Raw genomic sequence first — 15130 nt, 5'->3', positions numbered from 1 at the left:
TGAAATAAGTCTTGTGTAGATGAATTAAATTATCGGTAAATAAGGGGAAAAAGGTAATCATGGATCAGGAAAAAAATACTGTTAATGGGAAAGCAAATCGGTCGATTGTATACATAAAAAGAACAATCATTCTAGCCCTACTACTGTCACTTGTATATTTCATGTATACAAAAATTGTTGCGCATAATAAAAAAGAGGAAACTTTAAAAGCAGCAGCAGAAATGAAGAAGCAAGAAGAGATAAAAAAGATAGAAGAAGTGAAAAGGCAAGAAGCTGAAAAACAAAGAAAACAAAAAGAACAGGAAGAACAGATAAAACAGGCGCAAGTTATAGAGAAACCTGCTGAGGGACCGCCTCAAGAAATTAATGAAAACGCTCAATTGGATCAATATTTACAGAGCATGGGATTTAGTGGGACAGCTGTTATTGTGAAGAATGGGAAAGTTCTTGTGAATAAAGGATACGGCATGGCTAATAAAGAGAAGCAAGTGCCGAATAATTCAGAGACGACCTTTTATATTGGTTCTATTTCAAAAGCATTTGTGGCGACTGCTATTATGCAACTCAAAGATCAAAATAAGTTACAAGTAGAGGATACAGTTGCAAAGTATATTCCAGACTTTCCTCAAGGTAATAGCATTCAGTTAAAACATCTATTAACACATACATCAGGCATTCCGGAATATGAGCAGGGAAAAGAGGATATTTCTCGTGAAGAACTGATAAAGCGGATAGGAAATCAAAAGCGTATCGGGATTCCAGGAGAGAAATGGAAGTATTCCGATTCGAACTACTCTATACTTGCTTACATTGCTGAGAAGGTAAGTGGACAGTCGCTCGAAGAATATATAAAACAACATATTTTTGCGACTGCGGGTATGAAACAATCTGGTTTCGGTACAGCGTTGGAACAAACAAGATTCCCATCAACGGGTTATAAAATAGTGAATAACAATATGACAACACCTAATATTCCGAGCATGTCACAACTATATGGTTGTGGTGATATATATACGAGCGCGCATGATTTATATTTATTTAATGAAGCACTCTTTTCTGGAAAATTAATTTCAAAAGAGAGTTATAATCAAATGTTTACAGCCGTGAAAAAGGATTATGGATTTGGCTGGTATGTAGATCCAGGAAGCTATTCAAATCACGGTGTAATGCCAGGTTGGAATTGCTTAAATGGTTTTAGTAAAAATGGTAGTGTATATGTGGTTTTATTATCTAACATTCAAAATAACATTAAATCATTTGGTAAAGTGAATAACGACATTTATACGATGTTGCGGAATATTGAAGTGTAAGAGGCTATCCTTTTGGATAGTCTTTTTTCATGCTCAGGAAATATATCTACAATTATTACTTAATGTAATAAAAAAATAATGAATATGTTCTATAAAATGTATGTCTTACCTATCACAAAAAAAGCCGTTTTGTATACATTAAGATGTATGGATGTAAATTTTTATACTTTAAAAATAATAGGAGGAGAAGCATATGTGTCTGTTCAGAAAATATTGGCATAAATTATCCAGACTGTTTAATAGACAATTAGGCTATTTTTTAGATGACAAGTTACTGCCTGCTGTGGAACGACTTTTATTTTCACAAAACTTTGCGAGATTTATTCAAAGAAATTCTAAGCAAGCTACGGAAGAGTTTATAGAATCAAGTCAATTTCAATCTATTATTTGTAACATTTTAAAAGAATGCAATACATCACCTTTTAAGGAAATTGCAAAGCAATATTTAGGTAAAAACGTAGAAATTACTGTGACAGTTGGACAGTTAACAGGTGTTATTGTAGCAGTTGGTGACGATTTCTTAACGCTGCAAGAAGGAATAGGAACTGAAGTTTTATTACCATTTACAAGTATTATATCAATGAAAGAAGTGTAAGAAAGGAGACTTATATATGTTATTTACTGATGAATTGCGTAACCATGTTGGTGAATTAGTGCAAGTTGTGACAGCTGTTGAAATTGTTGCAGGTATTCTTTTATCTGTTACGGACGGGGCAGTAAGTGTTCGTACATCTCCTTCTTATGGACCACCTGAAGATGTACTTGTGCGTATTCCTATTATTGCTTATGTTCGCTTGGAAGGGTAAGAGTGATACAAGTATGAGAATATCAGTTGTTATTCCAGCGCATAATGAAGCAAGTACTTTATCACAAGTTTTAGTAGAAGTGGAGAAGCTGAAGCCGTATGAAATTATTGTAGTAGATAATGGATCGACAGATGGAACGAATGAAGTCGCATTACAGCATAGTTGCCATGTAATTTATTATAAACATTCTCTTGGTAATGATGTAGGAAGGGCAATTGGAGCTAGAGAAGCAAAAGGTGAAATTGTATTGTTTTTAGATGGTGACATCGTTATTGAGAGTAAAGAGCTACAACGTTTCGTGAAAGGAGTTCAGCAAGGGCATCAAATTGTTGTGAATAATTTAACATGGTCTGTTTATTTAAAGATGAGACCACACTATACGACAGTTGGAAAATTCATGTTGAATCGTTATTTGAATAAAAAAGAGCTTGTTGTTGGTTCTTTAATCGCAATTCCACATGCGATGAATCGGGATGTTATTGAGAATCTTGGGTGGTGGAATTTAGCAGATCCAGCACTATTTCAAGCGATGGCGATGTCTAGAGGAGTAGATATTGCCGATATGGCTTCGGTCGATGTAATTCACACGAATAAGGTTCGTCCTGTGCATACGGGTACATCACCTGGTTCTCCTTATCCGAAGGCGACTAGTCGTATTATGGGTGATCATTTGTGTGCTTTGCAATACGTAATCGAAACATATGGTAAACGTGGCGGTTTTTCGGAGGGAAACAGGGATAGAGAGTTTATAGGGAAGTATAAACCAGTTTTATTACAAAAGGAAAAAGCGAAATACAGTGCTATTATACCCGTATCAGAAGAAAAAATGACTATAAGATCTGTCATACAGGAAGTGAAAAAGGCAGGTGTAGATGAAATTATAGTTGTTGCGAATGGAGCAGATACCGAGACAATTAAACAAGCAAAGCTAGAGAATGTTATTGTAGTTGAATTCGCGAAGGCACTTGGACATAATGTAGCACGAGCGATAGGGGCTATGCATGCTACGGGAGATATTTGTTTATTTGTTGATGGTGATTTTGCTATTCCGGCAAAAAAGCTAATTCCATTTTTGCATGCTATTGAAGACGGAAATGATGTGGCGTTAAATGATTTGCAATGTTTGTTAGATATGTTTCACCCGGCAGATCCAATTAGTATGGGGAAATATTTCGTGAATTTGGTAGCGAAACGACCAGATTTATGGAACAACTCATTAACGGCAGTGCCACATGCTATGCATAAAAAGGTAATAGAGAAAATTGGATATGATTCCCTTATCATTCCACCATTAGCTCAAATGAAAGCTATTTTAGAAGAATGCTCTATTACAGCAGTGGAATTTGTAGATGTTATAAAAACAAATCGAGTACGTCCAGAGCAACATGGGTTTGTAAATGGAAGAATTCCTGCATTTGATCGTATTTTCGGAGATCAGCTTGAGGCGATTGCTTATTTATTACAACATACAAATGGGCGCGGGAGTTTTACAGACGGAGAAAGGGATAGAGATATAATACTACAATTGAGAAGGGAAGAAGAGAATATAGATGAATGCTAGTAGTAAAATAACCATTATTGGATTAGGATATGTTGGCCTTCCTTTAGCGGTCCTTTTTGCAGAAAGAGGACATGCTGTACTTGGATTAGATAAAGATACTAGGAAGATAGAATCAATAATTAAAGGAGAAAGTTATATTCCTGATGTTTCTTCTAATGTATTACAAAATTTATTGAACGAGAGAAAATTAATAGTGAATACACCAGATAAAGGTGTTGCGGATTTTAAGCATAGCGATTATGTCATTGTGACCGTGCCAACCCCAATTAATGAGCAGAAAGAACCAGATTTAAGTGCACTCGTTTCAGCCTCCCATTATATACAACAACACCTTCAAGAAGGACAAACCTTCATTTTTGAAAGCTCCACATATCCAGGTACACTGGAGGAAGTTATCATTCCGATTATTTCTCAAACAGGTAAAAAGGTAGGAGAAGAGTATTATATTGGGTATTCTCCAGAGCGAATTGATCCAGCGAATAGCCAGTATTCAGTTGAAACAATTCCAAAAGTTATTAGTGGACAAACCGAGCAGTGTAAACAAAAAGTACAGGATTTGTATAGCACTATATTTGATGTAGTCGTTCCAGTTAGCTCTCCGAAAGTGGCCGAGATGTGTAAGTTATTTGAAAATATTCAGCGCTTAGTTAATATTTCATTAGTAAATGAGTTAAATATACTTTGTGAAAGTTTGAATATTAATTTTTATGAGGTGCTTGAAGCGGCATCTACAAAACCGTTTGGATTTACTCCGTATTGGCCAGGACCAGGAATAGGAGGACACTGTATTCCGGTAGATCCTTTATATTTTCAATGGAGAATAAGAAAGGCTGGAGCAATTAGTCAATTAATTGAGGCAGCACATGTAATTAATGAAGAAATGCCAGCGAAAATAATCGGGAAAGTAAAAGGTGTGGTGCAATCACCCGCAACGGTTTTAATAGTAGGGATTGCATATAAGAAAGATGTAAATGATTTGAGAGAATCACCGGCGTTGCCAATTATTCAATTATTAATAAAAGAAGGATACAAGATAGAATATCATGATCCGTATATTTCTACAGCGAAAATTGGAGATACACTATATCAATCTGTTCCATTAGATGAACAAAGAATTAAACAAGCAGATTGTATTTTAATTGTAACGGATCACTCTAGTATCGATTGGAACCTTTTTAAAGGGATTGAGCGATTAATAGATACACGTGGAATCGTAAAGAAGGTGAGTGTATGAGTGAAAAATGTTTAATTACAGGTGGAGCAGGATTTATTGGTTCGCATTTAGCTGAAGAGTTGGTGAAAAGAGGTTATGAAGTTACTATTGTGGATAACTTCTATAAAGGAAAAAATAAATATCATAATGAGTTAATGAAAGAGCTCCGGGTTATTCCAATAAGCGTTTTAGATAAAAATTCAATTTATGAATTAGTGAATCAACATGATGTGGTGTTTCATTTAGCTGCAATTTTGGGAGTCAAAACTACAATGGAAAAAAGTGTAGAGCTTATTGAAACAAATTTCGATGGAACGAGAAATATTTTACAAGCAGCGTTAAAAGGGAAGAAGAAAGTAGTATTTGCATCTACTTCTGAAGTATATGGAAAGGGAGAGCCGCCATTCTCTGAAGAAGGAGATCGTTTATACGGTGCAACTTCCAAAATACGTTGGAGTTATGCAATTTGTAAAACGTTAGAGGAAACATTATGTTTAGGGTACGCATTAGAAGGTTTACCTGTAACGATTGTTCGTTATTTTAATATTTATGGTCCAAGAGCGAAAGATGGTCCGTACGCAGGAGTAATTCCACGATTTATTCGTGCGGCTTTGCAAGGTGACGATATTCTCGTGTATGGAGATGGAAAGCAGACACGCTGCTTTACGTATGTAAGTGATGCGGTCGAGGCAACAATTCGTGCAATGGATGAGAAGGTAAATGGTGAAATTATTAATATAGGTTCTGAGAATGAAAAAAATATAAGGGTAGTAGCGGAAGATATAAAAAAATTAACGAAGTCTATTTCCAAAATTGTGCACGTTCCATTTGAAGAAGTATATCCACATGGATTTGAAGAGATTCCAAATAGAAGACCAGACGTAACGAAATTAAGAGAACTCGTTCAGTTTCAAGCGAAAGTAACGTGGGAACAAGGATTGAAAGAAACTATTAAATGGTTTCGTGAAGAAAACAATGGCTAAGTCGTTATCAGTTATTATTCCCGTATGTAATGAAGTGGATACGATTTCAGATGTGGTTCAATCGGTAAAACCATTGAATCCAGTTGAGATTATTGTAGTAGCAAATGGTTGTAATGATGGTACAGAAGCGATTGCTGAGAGCTTAGGATGTACAGTAATCCAGCATAAAGAGTCACTTGGTAACGACGTTGGACGCGCAGTTGGTGCAAAACATGCGATAGGTGATGTATTACTGTTTGTAGATGGAGATTTTGCTATTCAAACTTCAAAATTACAATTATTCCTTAATCCGATTTTACATGATCAGGCGGACATCGTTTTAAATAATTTGGACGCATTATTTTTAAAGAAACAAAAACCGCACTCCGTGACAGTATGGCGCCAAATATTAAATGCAATGTTAGAGCGTGAAGAATTAAAAATTGATTCTTTATTATCTGTACCTCATGCGCTGACGAAGGAAGTTGTGCAAAGTATTGGAGACGAATGTTTTGTTAATCCTATTGTGGCTCATCTACGCCTAGCACAAAGTAAATGGAGAATTAGTCGTCATTGTGCAATTGACGTTATTACGCCAAATAAATTTCGTCCATTCGAGCATGCTGCATATGGCACGGATCTTTCTCAATCTGAAAAACGAATGATAGGTGATCATATAGAAGCTGTAGCAGAGCGGATATTAGGCAGCGATGGGCGCGGAGGATATTATGATGGAAATAGGAAAAGAGAGAGTGTCTATCATACTCTAAATTTTGAAGATTTTTATCAAGGATGGGGCGTTACATCTAATTTGTATAAAGGAGAGCAATTATCGGTAATTATTCCTGTGCAAAATGAAGAGAAAACAATCGGAAACGTTATAGAAGAGCTTCGCAAAATTGAACCTTTTGAAATCATCGTTGTTGTAAATGGTTCGTCCGATAAAACGGCAACAATTGCAAAAGACAAGGGAGCAACAACAATTGTGTATAAAGAAGCACTAGGAAACGATGTGGGGCGTTCGCTTGGAACTTATTTTGCAAAAGGAGAAATTGTTTTATTTATAGACGGTGATTTTGTTATTCCAGCTAGTGAGCTATATCCCTTTGCAAAAGCTATTGCAGATGGAACGGATGTCGCATTAAATGATTTAAATCATTATTTAGATTTGAGAGTACCACTTCATCTTGTAACAGCATTTAAATATGCATTAAATTTAGCTTGTGATAGAAAAGATTTAGGAGTAGGCTCTCTTATTGCTGTACCTAATGCGTTTAGTCGTACTTGTTTGAAGGAAATAGGGTATAAATCATTATTGTCACCTTGTGTAGCACAAGTGAAAGCTGTACTTTCAGGTTTTGAAATCGCTTGTGTAAGTCGTGTCGATGTTGATAAGATAAACCGTATTCGTCCCAGTGAACATTTCGCAAAAATAGGTCATCCTCCAGCTGTCCTTCGAATTATTGGTGATCATATAGAAGGATTAGAGCAATTAATTGCATTAACAAACAGTCGTGGTGGATTTTACGATGGAAATAGAAAAAGAGATGTTTTATAGTGGTAACAAAAAAAGTGTACAACGTATGTACACTTTTTTGCTCTGTTATAAAAACTATAACAGATTAGGAGATAAGAGTATTACAGCTCTACAATGGGTATCGTTCTTATATTACAAAATAGGACTCGTATATAAGAATACCAAAAAAATACAATTAAAGAAAGGGTTAATTCTAAAGAGTTTTATATGAGGTTAACACTATGTATGTAGTAGTTTGCTCAACATTTCACAAACATGTCACAACTATTTCGTCCACTTCCGAAAAAAAGTAGTATTCTAAGTGTGTAAGCTGTTATATAAAAAATCGTAGTCCTGTACTAATCAAAAATGGAGGAGATTAGGATGACTCAAGTATTAGAAAATGTAAAAAGCGCGTGGGAAAACTTTAAAGGTGAAAAATGGAAAGCAGAGATTGATGTTCGCGATTTCATTTTAAATAATGTAAACGTTTACGAGGGAGAAGACTCTTTCTTAGCGGAAGCAACTGAAGCAACGAAACAACTTTGGGATCAAGTAATGGATTTAACAACAAAGGAACGTGAAAACGGTGGCGTTCTTGATATGGATACAAAAATTGTTTCTTCTATTACATCACATGAACCAGGATATTTAAATAAAGATATTGAAAAATTGGTCGGTTTCCAAACTGATAAACCATTTAAACGTTCTTTACAACCATATGGTGGTATTCGTATGGCAGAACAAGCTTGTGAAGCGTATGGATATGAAATGGATAAAGAACTTAGCAAGATTTTCAGAGACTGGCGTAAAACTCATAATCAAGGTGTATTTGATGCATACACACCAGAAATGAAAGCGGCTCGTAAATCAGGTGTTATTACTGGTCTTCCAGATGCGTATGGACGTGGACGTATTATCGGTGACTATCGCCGCGTAGCGCTATATGGTATAGATCATTTAATTGAAGCGAAAAAAGCTGATTATAATTTAACTGGCGGTGTAATGAGCGAAGATACAATGCGTTTACGTGAAGAATTATCTGAGCAAATGCGTGCACTTCAAGAGTTAAAACAGATGGCTGCTTCTCATGGATTCGATATTTCTAAGCCAGCTACAAATGCACAAGAGGCCTTCCAATGGTTATACTTTGCTTATCTTGCAGCAATTAAAGAGCAAAACGGGGCAGCAATGAGCCTTGGACGTACCTCTACATTCTTAGATGTTTACATTGAAAGAGATTTAGCAAATGGTACTTTAACAGAAGAAAAAGCACAAGAAATTGTTGACCATTTCATTATGAAATTACGTCTTGTGAAATTTGCAAGAACACCTGATTATAATGAACTATTCTCTGGAGATCCAACTTGGGTAACTGAATCTATCGGTGGTATGGCGTTAGACGGTCGTCCGTTAGTAACAAAAAACTCATTCCGTTTCTTGCATACATTAGATAATTTAGGACCAGCACCAGAACCAAACTTAACAGTTCTTTGGTCTAAACAATTACCAGAGAACTTTAAAAAATACTGTGCAAAAATGTCTATTAAAACATCAGCAATTCAATACGAAAATGATGACATTATGCGTGCTGACTACGGTGATGACTACGGTATTGCTTGTTGTGTATCAGCAATGAGAATTGGTAAACAAATGCAGTTCTTCGGAGCACGTGCAAACTTAGCGAAAGCATTACTATATGCGGTTAACGGTGGTAAAGATGAAAAGTCAAAAGCACAAGTTGGTCCTGAATACGCACCAATTACTTCTGAAGTATTAGATTATGAAGAAGTTATGCGTAAATTCGATATGACAATGGAATGGTTAGCTGGTCTATACTTAAATACATTAAATGTAATTCACTATATGCACGATAAATATAGCTATGAACGTATTGAAATGGCACTTCACGATACAAATGTTCTTCGTACAATGGCAACAGGTATCGCTGGATTATCTGTAGTAGCAGACTCTTTAAGTGCAATTAAATATGCACAAGTAAAACCAATTCGTGATGAAAATGGTATTGCAGTTGATTTCGAAATTGAGGGAGATTTCCCTAAATACGGTAACAATGATGATCGTGTAGATGAAATCGCAGTAAATCTTGTGAAAACATTTATGAACAAGATTCGCAAACATAAAACATACCGTAATTCTGTTCATACAATGTCAATCTTAACAATCACATCTAACGTTGTATACGGTAAGAAAACTGGTAACACTCCAGATGGACGTCGTACTGGAGAACCATTTGCACCGGGGGCAAACCCAATGCATGGCCGTGATACAAAAGGTGCATTAGCGTCATTATTATCTGTAGCTAAATTACCATATGAAGATGCACAAGATGGTATTTCAAATACATTCTCTATTATTCCAAAAGCACTTGGTAAAGAAGATGATGTACAAGTGCGCAACTTAGTATCTATGCTTGATGGATATGCAATAAAAGAAGGACACCACTTAAATATTAACGTATTTAACCGTGAAACATTAATGGATGCAATGGAGCACCCTGAAAAATATCCACAATTAACAATTCGTGTATCTGGTTACGCGGTTAACTTTATTAAATTAACTCGTGAACAACAAATTGATGTAATAAACCGTACAATGCATGAAAGCATGTAAGTGAAAAAAGTGTCCCTCCGCTTTTAATATATAGCGGAGGGAGGCTGTTTCAATAAAGGAGGAAGTAACATGGTAAAAGGAAGAATACATTCTGTAGAGTCTTGTGGTACTGTTGATGGCCCAGGGATTCGTTATGTCATATTTACACAAGGGTGTTTATTACGTTGTCAATATTGTCATAATGCTGATACATGGGAAATCGGTAAAGGTAAAGAAATAACAGTTGAAGAAGTGATGCAGGATGTGACATGTTACCTTCCATTTATTGAAGCTTCTGGAGGCGGTATAACAGTTAGCGGTGGAGAGCCACTATTACAGCTAGACTTCTTAATTGAGTTGTTTAAAAAGTGCAAAGAAGCTGGTATCCATACAACAATCGATTCTTCTGGCGGTTGTTATTCTGAAGAACCAGAATTCCAAAATAAGCTAGATATTTTAATGAAGTATACAGATTTAGTTTTATTGGATTTGAAGCATATTGATTCAAAGAAACATCGTAAATTAACAGGGAAACCAAATGAACACATTTTACAATTTGCTCGTTATTTATCGGATAGAAAGAAACCAATTTGGGTAAGACATGTATTGGTTCCCGGTGTTACCGATGGTGAAGAGGATTTGCAAAAATTATCAAACTTTATTCAAAGTCTATCTAATGTTAAGAAAGTGGAAGTGCTGCCATATCATAAGCTCGGTGTTTATAAATGGGAGGCACTTGGACATAAGTATCCACTTGCGGATGTGAATCCACCGACAGAAGAAAATGTTGAACATGCAAAACATATTTTACAAGCAGTCTAACCTAAACATTTGGTTAGGCTTTTTGTTTCTTCATAATAAAATCTAGAGTATATATTTAGAAAAGAGTATACTGAAAAGGGAATATCCATATTTTTGTAAAGAATAAGCGGAGAAATTTACATAATTGTAAAGGGAAATCAAAATAGTAAAAAGAATTAAGAAGTAAAAGAGTGAGTATTATGGAATATAGAACATTTGTAAGTTATTGCGAAAGCTCTTATAGGAAAGTATAATGTAAAGATATGAGCACAGATAGGATTAAGGGGTCAATCTTATATGCTTTGCATATCCACGACAGATACATAGCTAACAGGAAAGTATTAGAATCCGAGTATGTAGTTTTTAAGGAAAATGTTTTTCCTATTGTCGTATATGCAATATGGAGAAACAAAAAGCTAGGAGTGGATTTGTTTGATAAAAAACCCCAAGGTTTTAATATTAACTGCACATTACGGTAACGGTCATGTGCAAGTGGCAAAAACATTAGAACAAACATTTCGCCAAAAAGGAATCGAAGATGTAATTGTATGCGACTTGTTTGGAGAATCACATCCAGTTATAACCGATATTACAAAATATTTATATTTAAAAAGCTATACGGTAGGAAAAGAATTATATCGTTTGTTTTATTATGGTGTAGAGAAAATTTATGATAAAAAAATAGCATCTTGGTATGCGAATTTTGGGAGAAAGCGTTTGAAGACGCTATTACAGGTGGAGAAACCGGATATTGTTATTAATACCTTTCCCATCATCGCTGTACCAGAATTGAAAAAGCAAATAGGTATTTCTATTCCTGTTTATAACGTATTAACGGATTTTTGCGTGCATAAAATATGGATCCATCGAGAAGTAGATCGTTATTTTGTAGCAACCGATCATGTGAAAAAAGTGATGGTTGATATCGGTGTACCTGCAGAACAAATTGTTGAAACAGGGATTCCGATTCGTAGCAGTTTTGAGCTAAAGATAAATCCAGCAATTATATATAATAAATATCAGTTATGTAAGGATAAAAAGATGTTACTAATTGTAGCAGGTGCTCATGGTGTGCTAGGGAGTGTAAAAGAGCTATGCCAGTCATTTATGTCAGTACCAAACTTACAAGTAGTTGTCGTTTGTGGGAAAAACGAAGCTTTAAAGCAGGATTTAATGGAACTACAGGAACAAAGTTCTGATGCTTTAAAAGTATTTGGTTATGTTGAAAACATTGATGAATTGTTCCGTGTTACTTCTTGTATGATTACGAAGCCAGGTGGTATTACATTAAGCGAAGCAGCAGCATTACAAGTACCTGTCATTTTATATAAACCTGTCCCAGGACAAGAGAATGAAAATGCGTTGTATTTTGAAAAAAAAGGGGCTGCAGTTGTAATTCGTGATGATAGTGAAGTTTTTGCAAAAACAGAGGCGTTATTACAAGATGATATGAAGCTTCTTCAGATGAAAGAAGCAATGAAAAGTATTTATCGTCCTGAGCCAGCTGGTCATATTGTGGATACAATTTTGGCAGAAAATCATGCAGAGCCGAATCATATACCTATTAAATCACCAGTTCTTGCCGAATCTTTTACTTAATATGAAACCCTCTTTTAAGCATTTAAAGAGGGTTTTTTTATTGTTGTAAAAAAAATAAACGTGAATTATTAACTTATCCCGCAAAAGCCCGATTGGTGAGGGCTAATAATCAGTGGGGATAAACAAAACTCTCACTGATTAAAGTTTCACTTTATCCACAAGGGATTACGCTTTCATTAGACAGTAAAATCGGAATATTAACAGCTATATCCACATAATCCACAATTTTTAGAAAATTATCCACAATTCTCACGTTTAGAATTCATTTAAATAAATGAATTCGTAAAATACTTTTGTAATTTATGCACAATTCTACGGTTTTTGTGGATAAGGTTGTCCACAAAAAAGGTTCCTTATAAATAAGGAACCTTTTTTGCTAATTCATTGGAAAATCTTATGTAATGAAACTGAATAATTAGGGGGGAAACCTTCTAATTATTCAGTTTCACTTTAAATACTTTTTGAGCGATAGCCCGCTGCACGATCTGCTTTTCGAAATTCTCGCTGATAGAGAACTTCTTGTGTACTAGATAATGTGTTTTTTGCTTTATCACGTTTCTTTTTATCCATTACAAATCACCTCGTGTCCTAAAGTCACTATCTATCGTTTCCAAAGACATGGGGTGATATACATATATGTCAAACTAGTAATGATTAATTATTATTTCTGAATTTTTAGATTACGCTTCTTTTAATTGGTGTGCTTCTTGGAATGTTGTATCTCGCATTGTTGCAAGTGTATACTGATCTTTTGGAATTTCATATAAATTATATACTTCTTCATGCGCGTTAATTTCATCATAAACGGCTTTTCTTGTTTCGTTTGCTAGATTTACATATTGTAGTTTTTCGGCAGCTTTAATAGACCGAATATTTATTTTACGAATACGCATAAAAATCGTTTCAATATCTAATTCATAGAAAAGTTCGCTAAAAAATGAATCTTTCGCCAATTTATTATATCCTTTACCATGATATGGTTTGCCAAGCCAAGTTCCGAGGAATCCAGCTTTTTCTTGCACATCAAATAAAGTAATTGTGCCGATGGGGTTACCCCATTCATCTAAAATTGTGCGTGAGATTAATTCTCCACGCTCTTCGGCTTCGATTGTTTGTTTCGTTAAAAATAAATATTCTTCATAAGAATAGGCCTTTTGACGCACAAAAGGGAAGACAGCAGGATCCACCATTAATTCGTATAGAACGTGGCTGTCGTGTAAGTCGCGTTTTTTCAACACACTAACTCCTCCTCACACGAGGGTAGCATGACGAAAAAGCACCCACCCTCGAAATTTTTATATCAATCTTTAAAAAATTTCGGGGTGGGAATCGAACCCACTAGAACCAGTTTCTAACGCTGGTGGCGCACCATTTGCCTTCCCCATTCATCAATTTGAAAATGATAATCACGACACAAATTGATTATGGTTTCATTCAGTTTATAATCGTATAATACTGTATCTAGTCAAAAAAATAAACTAGTTTTTTTTATTTTTTTTGTAAATTATTTTTCCGTCAATCATAGTGAGTACAGGCTTGGCTAAATAATGGAAAGGATGATGTGTCCATAACACGAGGTCAGCATCTTTTCCAACATCAATGCTTCCAATTCTATCCTCCAAACGTAAATTTCGAGCTGGGAAAATAGTGATTCCTTCCAACGCTGTTTTCTCATCTAATCCTTCTCTTACTGCAATGGCAGCGCAAACATTTAAATATTGAATTGGTGTATAAGGGTGGTCGGTTGTAATAGAAACTTCTACTCCATTTTTCGATAAAATATGATAAGTATCCCACGTTTTGTTTTTTAATTCAATTTTCGAACGTCGCGTAAGAGTAGGTCCAACTGAAACTTTTAAATTGTGTTTCGAAAGCTCTTCAACAATAAAGTGTCCTTCTGTACAATGTTCAATACGTAAATCAAGATTGAATTCTGTCGCAAAGCGTAAAGCTGAAGTGATATCATCTGCGCGGTGAGCGTGGATACGTACCGGTATTTCTCGGCGGAGTGCTTTTAAAATAGGTAGCATTCGAAAATCAGCTTCATGCCCGTAGTGTTGTGCGTCATAGAATGATTCACGAAGTAACCCCATAATTCCCATACGTGTTATTGATTCTTTTGTGCCGTTGCTATGGAACTTTTTAGGGTTTTCTCCAAAGGCAATTTTTAAACCAGCAGGTTCCTGAATAATCATATGATCAATACAAGTTCCAGCAGTTTTTATTACACAAGTAGTACCGCCGATAATGTTTTGGCTTCCGGGCATCACGTGAACAGTCGTAACACCATTTTGTACAGCGTCTTGAAATGCAATATCAAAAGGATGAATCCCGTCTAAAGAACGGATATGTGGTGTTGAAACTTCGGATGTTTCATTTGCATCATTACCAGCCCAACCAGTACCTTCATCGTAGAGGCCAAGGTGAGTATGAACATCAATAAATCCAGGCAAGAGATGAAGAGCTCGTGCATCTATAACGGTCATATCCTGAGTAGTATCAATATGAGGTTTGACCGCAGCAATGCGTTCTCCTATAACGAGTACATCTCCTTGAAACTTTTGGGATGTAATAGGATATACAATGGCTTGTTTGAGCAATATTTTCATAGAGACCTCATTTCCGTCACCTTGTAATGTGTAGAATAGGTTTAGACAAAGTAACTGAAAGGTTTTTCGTGTAGTAATGCTCCGGTGTTTAAAAAGTAAGAAGTCTTGGAGGAGATAGACTACCCGTAAAACTGTATTTT

The 15130-nt window shown here is 35.5% G+C and carries 14 protein-coding genes; 11 read left to right on the top strand and 3 right to left on the bottom strand.

What is annotated here, in order from left to right; genetic code table 11:
- Nucleotides 1-59: 59 nt before the first annotated feature.
- The 11 genes from B5P42_RS18095 to B5P42_RS18045 all read left to right on the top strand — a co-directional run bounded on the left by B5P42_RS18095 (nucleotide 60) and on the right by B5P42_RS18045 (nucleotide 12381).
- Nucleotides 60-1310, top strand: a complete 1251-nt coding sequence (locus B5P42_RS18095) for a serine hydrolase domain-containing protein (RefSeq protein ID WP_044444339.1) — start codon at nucleotides 60-62, stop codon at nucleotides 1308-1310.
- 193 nt (nucleotides 1311-1503) lie between these two features.
- On the top strand, nucleotides 1504-1905 hold the full coding sequence (locus B5P42_RS18090; RefSeq protein ID WP_016103463.1) for an LSm family protein: 402 nt from the start codon (nucleotides 1504-1506) through the stop codon (nucleotides 1903-1905).
- A 16-nt stretch (nucleotides 1906-1921) separates the two neighbouring features.
- The gene (locus B5P42_RS18085; RefSeq protein WP_002029614.1) at nucleotides 1922-2116 is read left to right on the top strand and encodes an LSm family protein; all 195 of its coding nucleotides are present in this window, start codon (nucleotides 1922-1924) and stop codon (nucleotides 2114-2116) included.
- Between the two features lie 13 nt (nucleotides 2117-2129).
- The gene (locus B5P42_RS18080) at nucleotides 2130-3677 is read left to right on the top strand and encodes a glycosyltransferase family 2 protein (RefSeq protein ID WP_113734835.1); all 1548 of its coding nucleotides are present in this window, start codon (nucleotides 2130-2132) and stop codon (nucleotides 3675-3677) included.
- Nucleotides 3667-4911: a nucleotide sugar dehydrogenase gene (locus B5P42_RS18075; RefSeq protein ID WP_113734834.1), complete on the top strand. Its 1245-nt coding sequence runs from the start codon at nucleotides 3667-3669 to the stop codon at nucleotides 4909-4911. Before B5P42_RS18080 ends, B5P42_RS18075 begins: the two co-directional genes overlap by 11 nt.
- Nucleotides 4908-5873, top strand: coding sequence for an NAD-dependent epimerase/dehydratase family protein (locus B5P42_RS18070; RefSeq protein ID WP_002140285.1), 966 nt, complete (start codon nucleotides 4908-4910; stop codon nucleotides 5871-5873). Before B5P42_RS18075 ends, B5P42_RS18070 begins: the two co-directional genes overlap by 4 nt.
- The gene (locus B5P42_RS18065) at nucleotides 5866-7410 is read left to right on the top strand and encodes a glycosyltransferase family 2 protein (protein WP_044444342.1); all 1545 of its coding nucleotides are present in this window, start codon (nucleotides 5866-5868) and stop codon (nucleotides 7408-7410) included. Before B5P42_RS18070 ends, B5P42_RS18065 begins: the two co-directional genes overlap by 8 nt.
- Nucleotides 7382-7600 (top strand): hypothetical protein, encoded by a 219-nt coding sequence (locus B5P42_RS18060; RefSeq protein ID WP_002125049.1) that lies wholly within the window; start codon nucleotides 7382-7384, stop codon nucleotides 7598-7600. The genes B5P42_RS18065 and B5P42_RS18060 overlap by 29 nt, the downstream gene beginning before the upstream one ends.
- Before the next feature lie 152 nt (nucleotides 7601-7752).
- Complete coding sequence (gene pflB / locus B5P42_RS18055) at nucleotides 7753-10002, top strand: formate C-acetyltransferase (RefSeq protein WP_113734833.1); 2250 nt, start codon at nucleotides 7753-7755, stop codon at nucleotides 10000-10002.
- Between the two features lie 69 nt (nucleotides 10003-10071).
- Nucleotides 10072-10803: a pyruvate formate-lyase-activating protein gene (pflA, locus tag B5P42_RS18050; protein WP_113734832.1), complete on the top strand. Its 732-nt coding sequence runs from the start codon at nucleotides 10072-10074 to the stop codon at nucleotides 10801-10803.
- 411 nt (nucleotides 10804-11214) lie between these two features.
- A complete protein-coding gene (locus tag B5P42_RS18045) occupies nucleotides 11215-12381 on the top strand; it encodes a diglucosyl diacylglycerol synthase (protein ID WP_002139554.1) in 1167 nt (388 codons plus the stop codon).
- Nucleotides 12382-12831: 450 nt separating this feature from the next.
- On the opposite strand, the gene B5P42_RS18040 is transcribed toward B5P42_RS18045, so the two are convergent.
- The 3 genes from B5P42_RS18040 to B5P42_RS18030 form a co-directional block, all read right to left on the bottom strand.
- Nucleotides 12832-12951 carry a YfhE family protein gene (locus tag B5P42_RS18040; RefSeq protein WP_000358484.1) on the bottom strand — a complete coding sequence of 40 codons (120 nt, stop codon included), beginning with the start codon at nucleotides 12949-12951 and terminating at the stop codon, nucleotides 12832-12834.
- Between the two features lie 110 nt (nucleotides 12952-13061).
- A complete protein-coding gene (locus B5P42_RS18035) occupies nucleotides 13062-13619 on the bottom strand; it encodes a GNAT family N-acetyltransferase (RefSeq protein ID WP_002091129.1) in 558 nt (185 codons plus the stop codon).
- Between the two features lie 240 nt (nucleotides 13620-13859).
- Complete coding sequence (locus B5P42_RS18030) at nucleotides 13860-14990, bottom strand: amidohydrolase (protein WP_002010318.1); 1131 nt, start codon at nucleotides 14988-14990, stop codon at nucleotides 13860-13862.
- Nucleotides 14991-15130: the final 140 nt, after the last annotated feature.

Origin of the sequence: Bacillus sp. SRB_331 (assembly GCF_003264175.1) — a bacterium.
Classification (GTDB): Bacteria; Bacillota; Bacilli; order Bacillales; family Bacillaceae_G; genus Bacillus_A; species Bacillus_A mycoides.
This window is presented reverse-complemented; position numbering and strand designations above follow the sequence as displayed.

Excerpts from the sequence above, each read along its gene's own strand:
- B5P42_RS18085 (WP_002029614.1), top strand. The coding sequence starts at position 1,922 with ATGTTATTTACTGATGAATTGCGTAACCATGTTGGTGAATTAGTGCAA.
- B5P42_RS18080 (WP_113734835.1), top strand. The coding sequence starts at position 2,130 with ATGAGAATATCAGTTGTTATTCCAGCGCATAATGAAGCAAGTACTTTA.
- B5P42_RS18040 (WP_000358484.1), bottom strand. The coding sequence starts at position 12,951 with ATGGATAAAAAGAAACGTGATAAAGCAAAAAACACATTATCTAGTACA.
- B5P42_RS18075 (WP_113734834.1), top strand. The coding sequence starts at position 3,667 with ATGAATGCTAGTAGTAAAATAACCATTATTGGATTAGGATATGTTGGC.
- B5P42_RS18070 (WP_002140285.1), top strand. The coding sequence starts at position 4,908 with ATGAGTGAAAAATGTTTAATTACAGGTGGAGCAGGATTTATTGGTTCG.
- B5P42_RS18030 (WP_002010318.1), bottom strand. The coding sequence starts at position 14,990 with ATGAAAATATTGCTCAAACAAGCCATTGTATATCCTATTACATCCCAA.
- B5P42_RS18090 (WP_016103463.1), top strand. The coding sequence starts at position 1,504 with ATGTGTCTGTTCAGAAAATATTGGCATAAATTATCCAGACTGTTTAAT.
- pflA (WP_113734832.1), top strand. The coding sequence starts at position 10,072 with ATGGTAAAAGGAAGAATACATTCTGTAGAGTCTTGTGGTACTGTTGAT.
- B5P42_RS18065 (WP_044444342.1), top strand. The coding sequence starts at position 5,866 with ATGGCTAAGTCGTTATCAGTTATTATTCCCGTATGTAATGAAGTGGAT.
- pflB (WP_113734833.1), top strand. The coding sequence starts at position 7,753 with ATGACTCAAGTATTAGAAAATGTAAAAAGCGCGTGGGAAAACTTTAAA.
- B5P42_RS18095 (WP_044444339.1), top strand. The coding sequence starts at position 60 with ATGGATCAGGAAAAAAATACTGTTAATGGGAAAGCAAATCGGTCGATT.
- B5P42_RS18060 (WP_002125049.1), top strand. The coding sequence starts at position 7,382 with ATGGAAATAGAAAAAGAGATGTTTTATAGTGGTAACAAAAAAAGTGTA.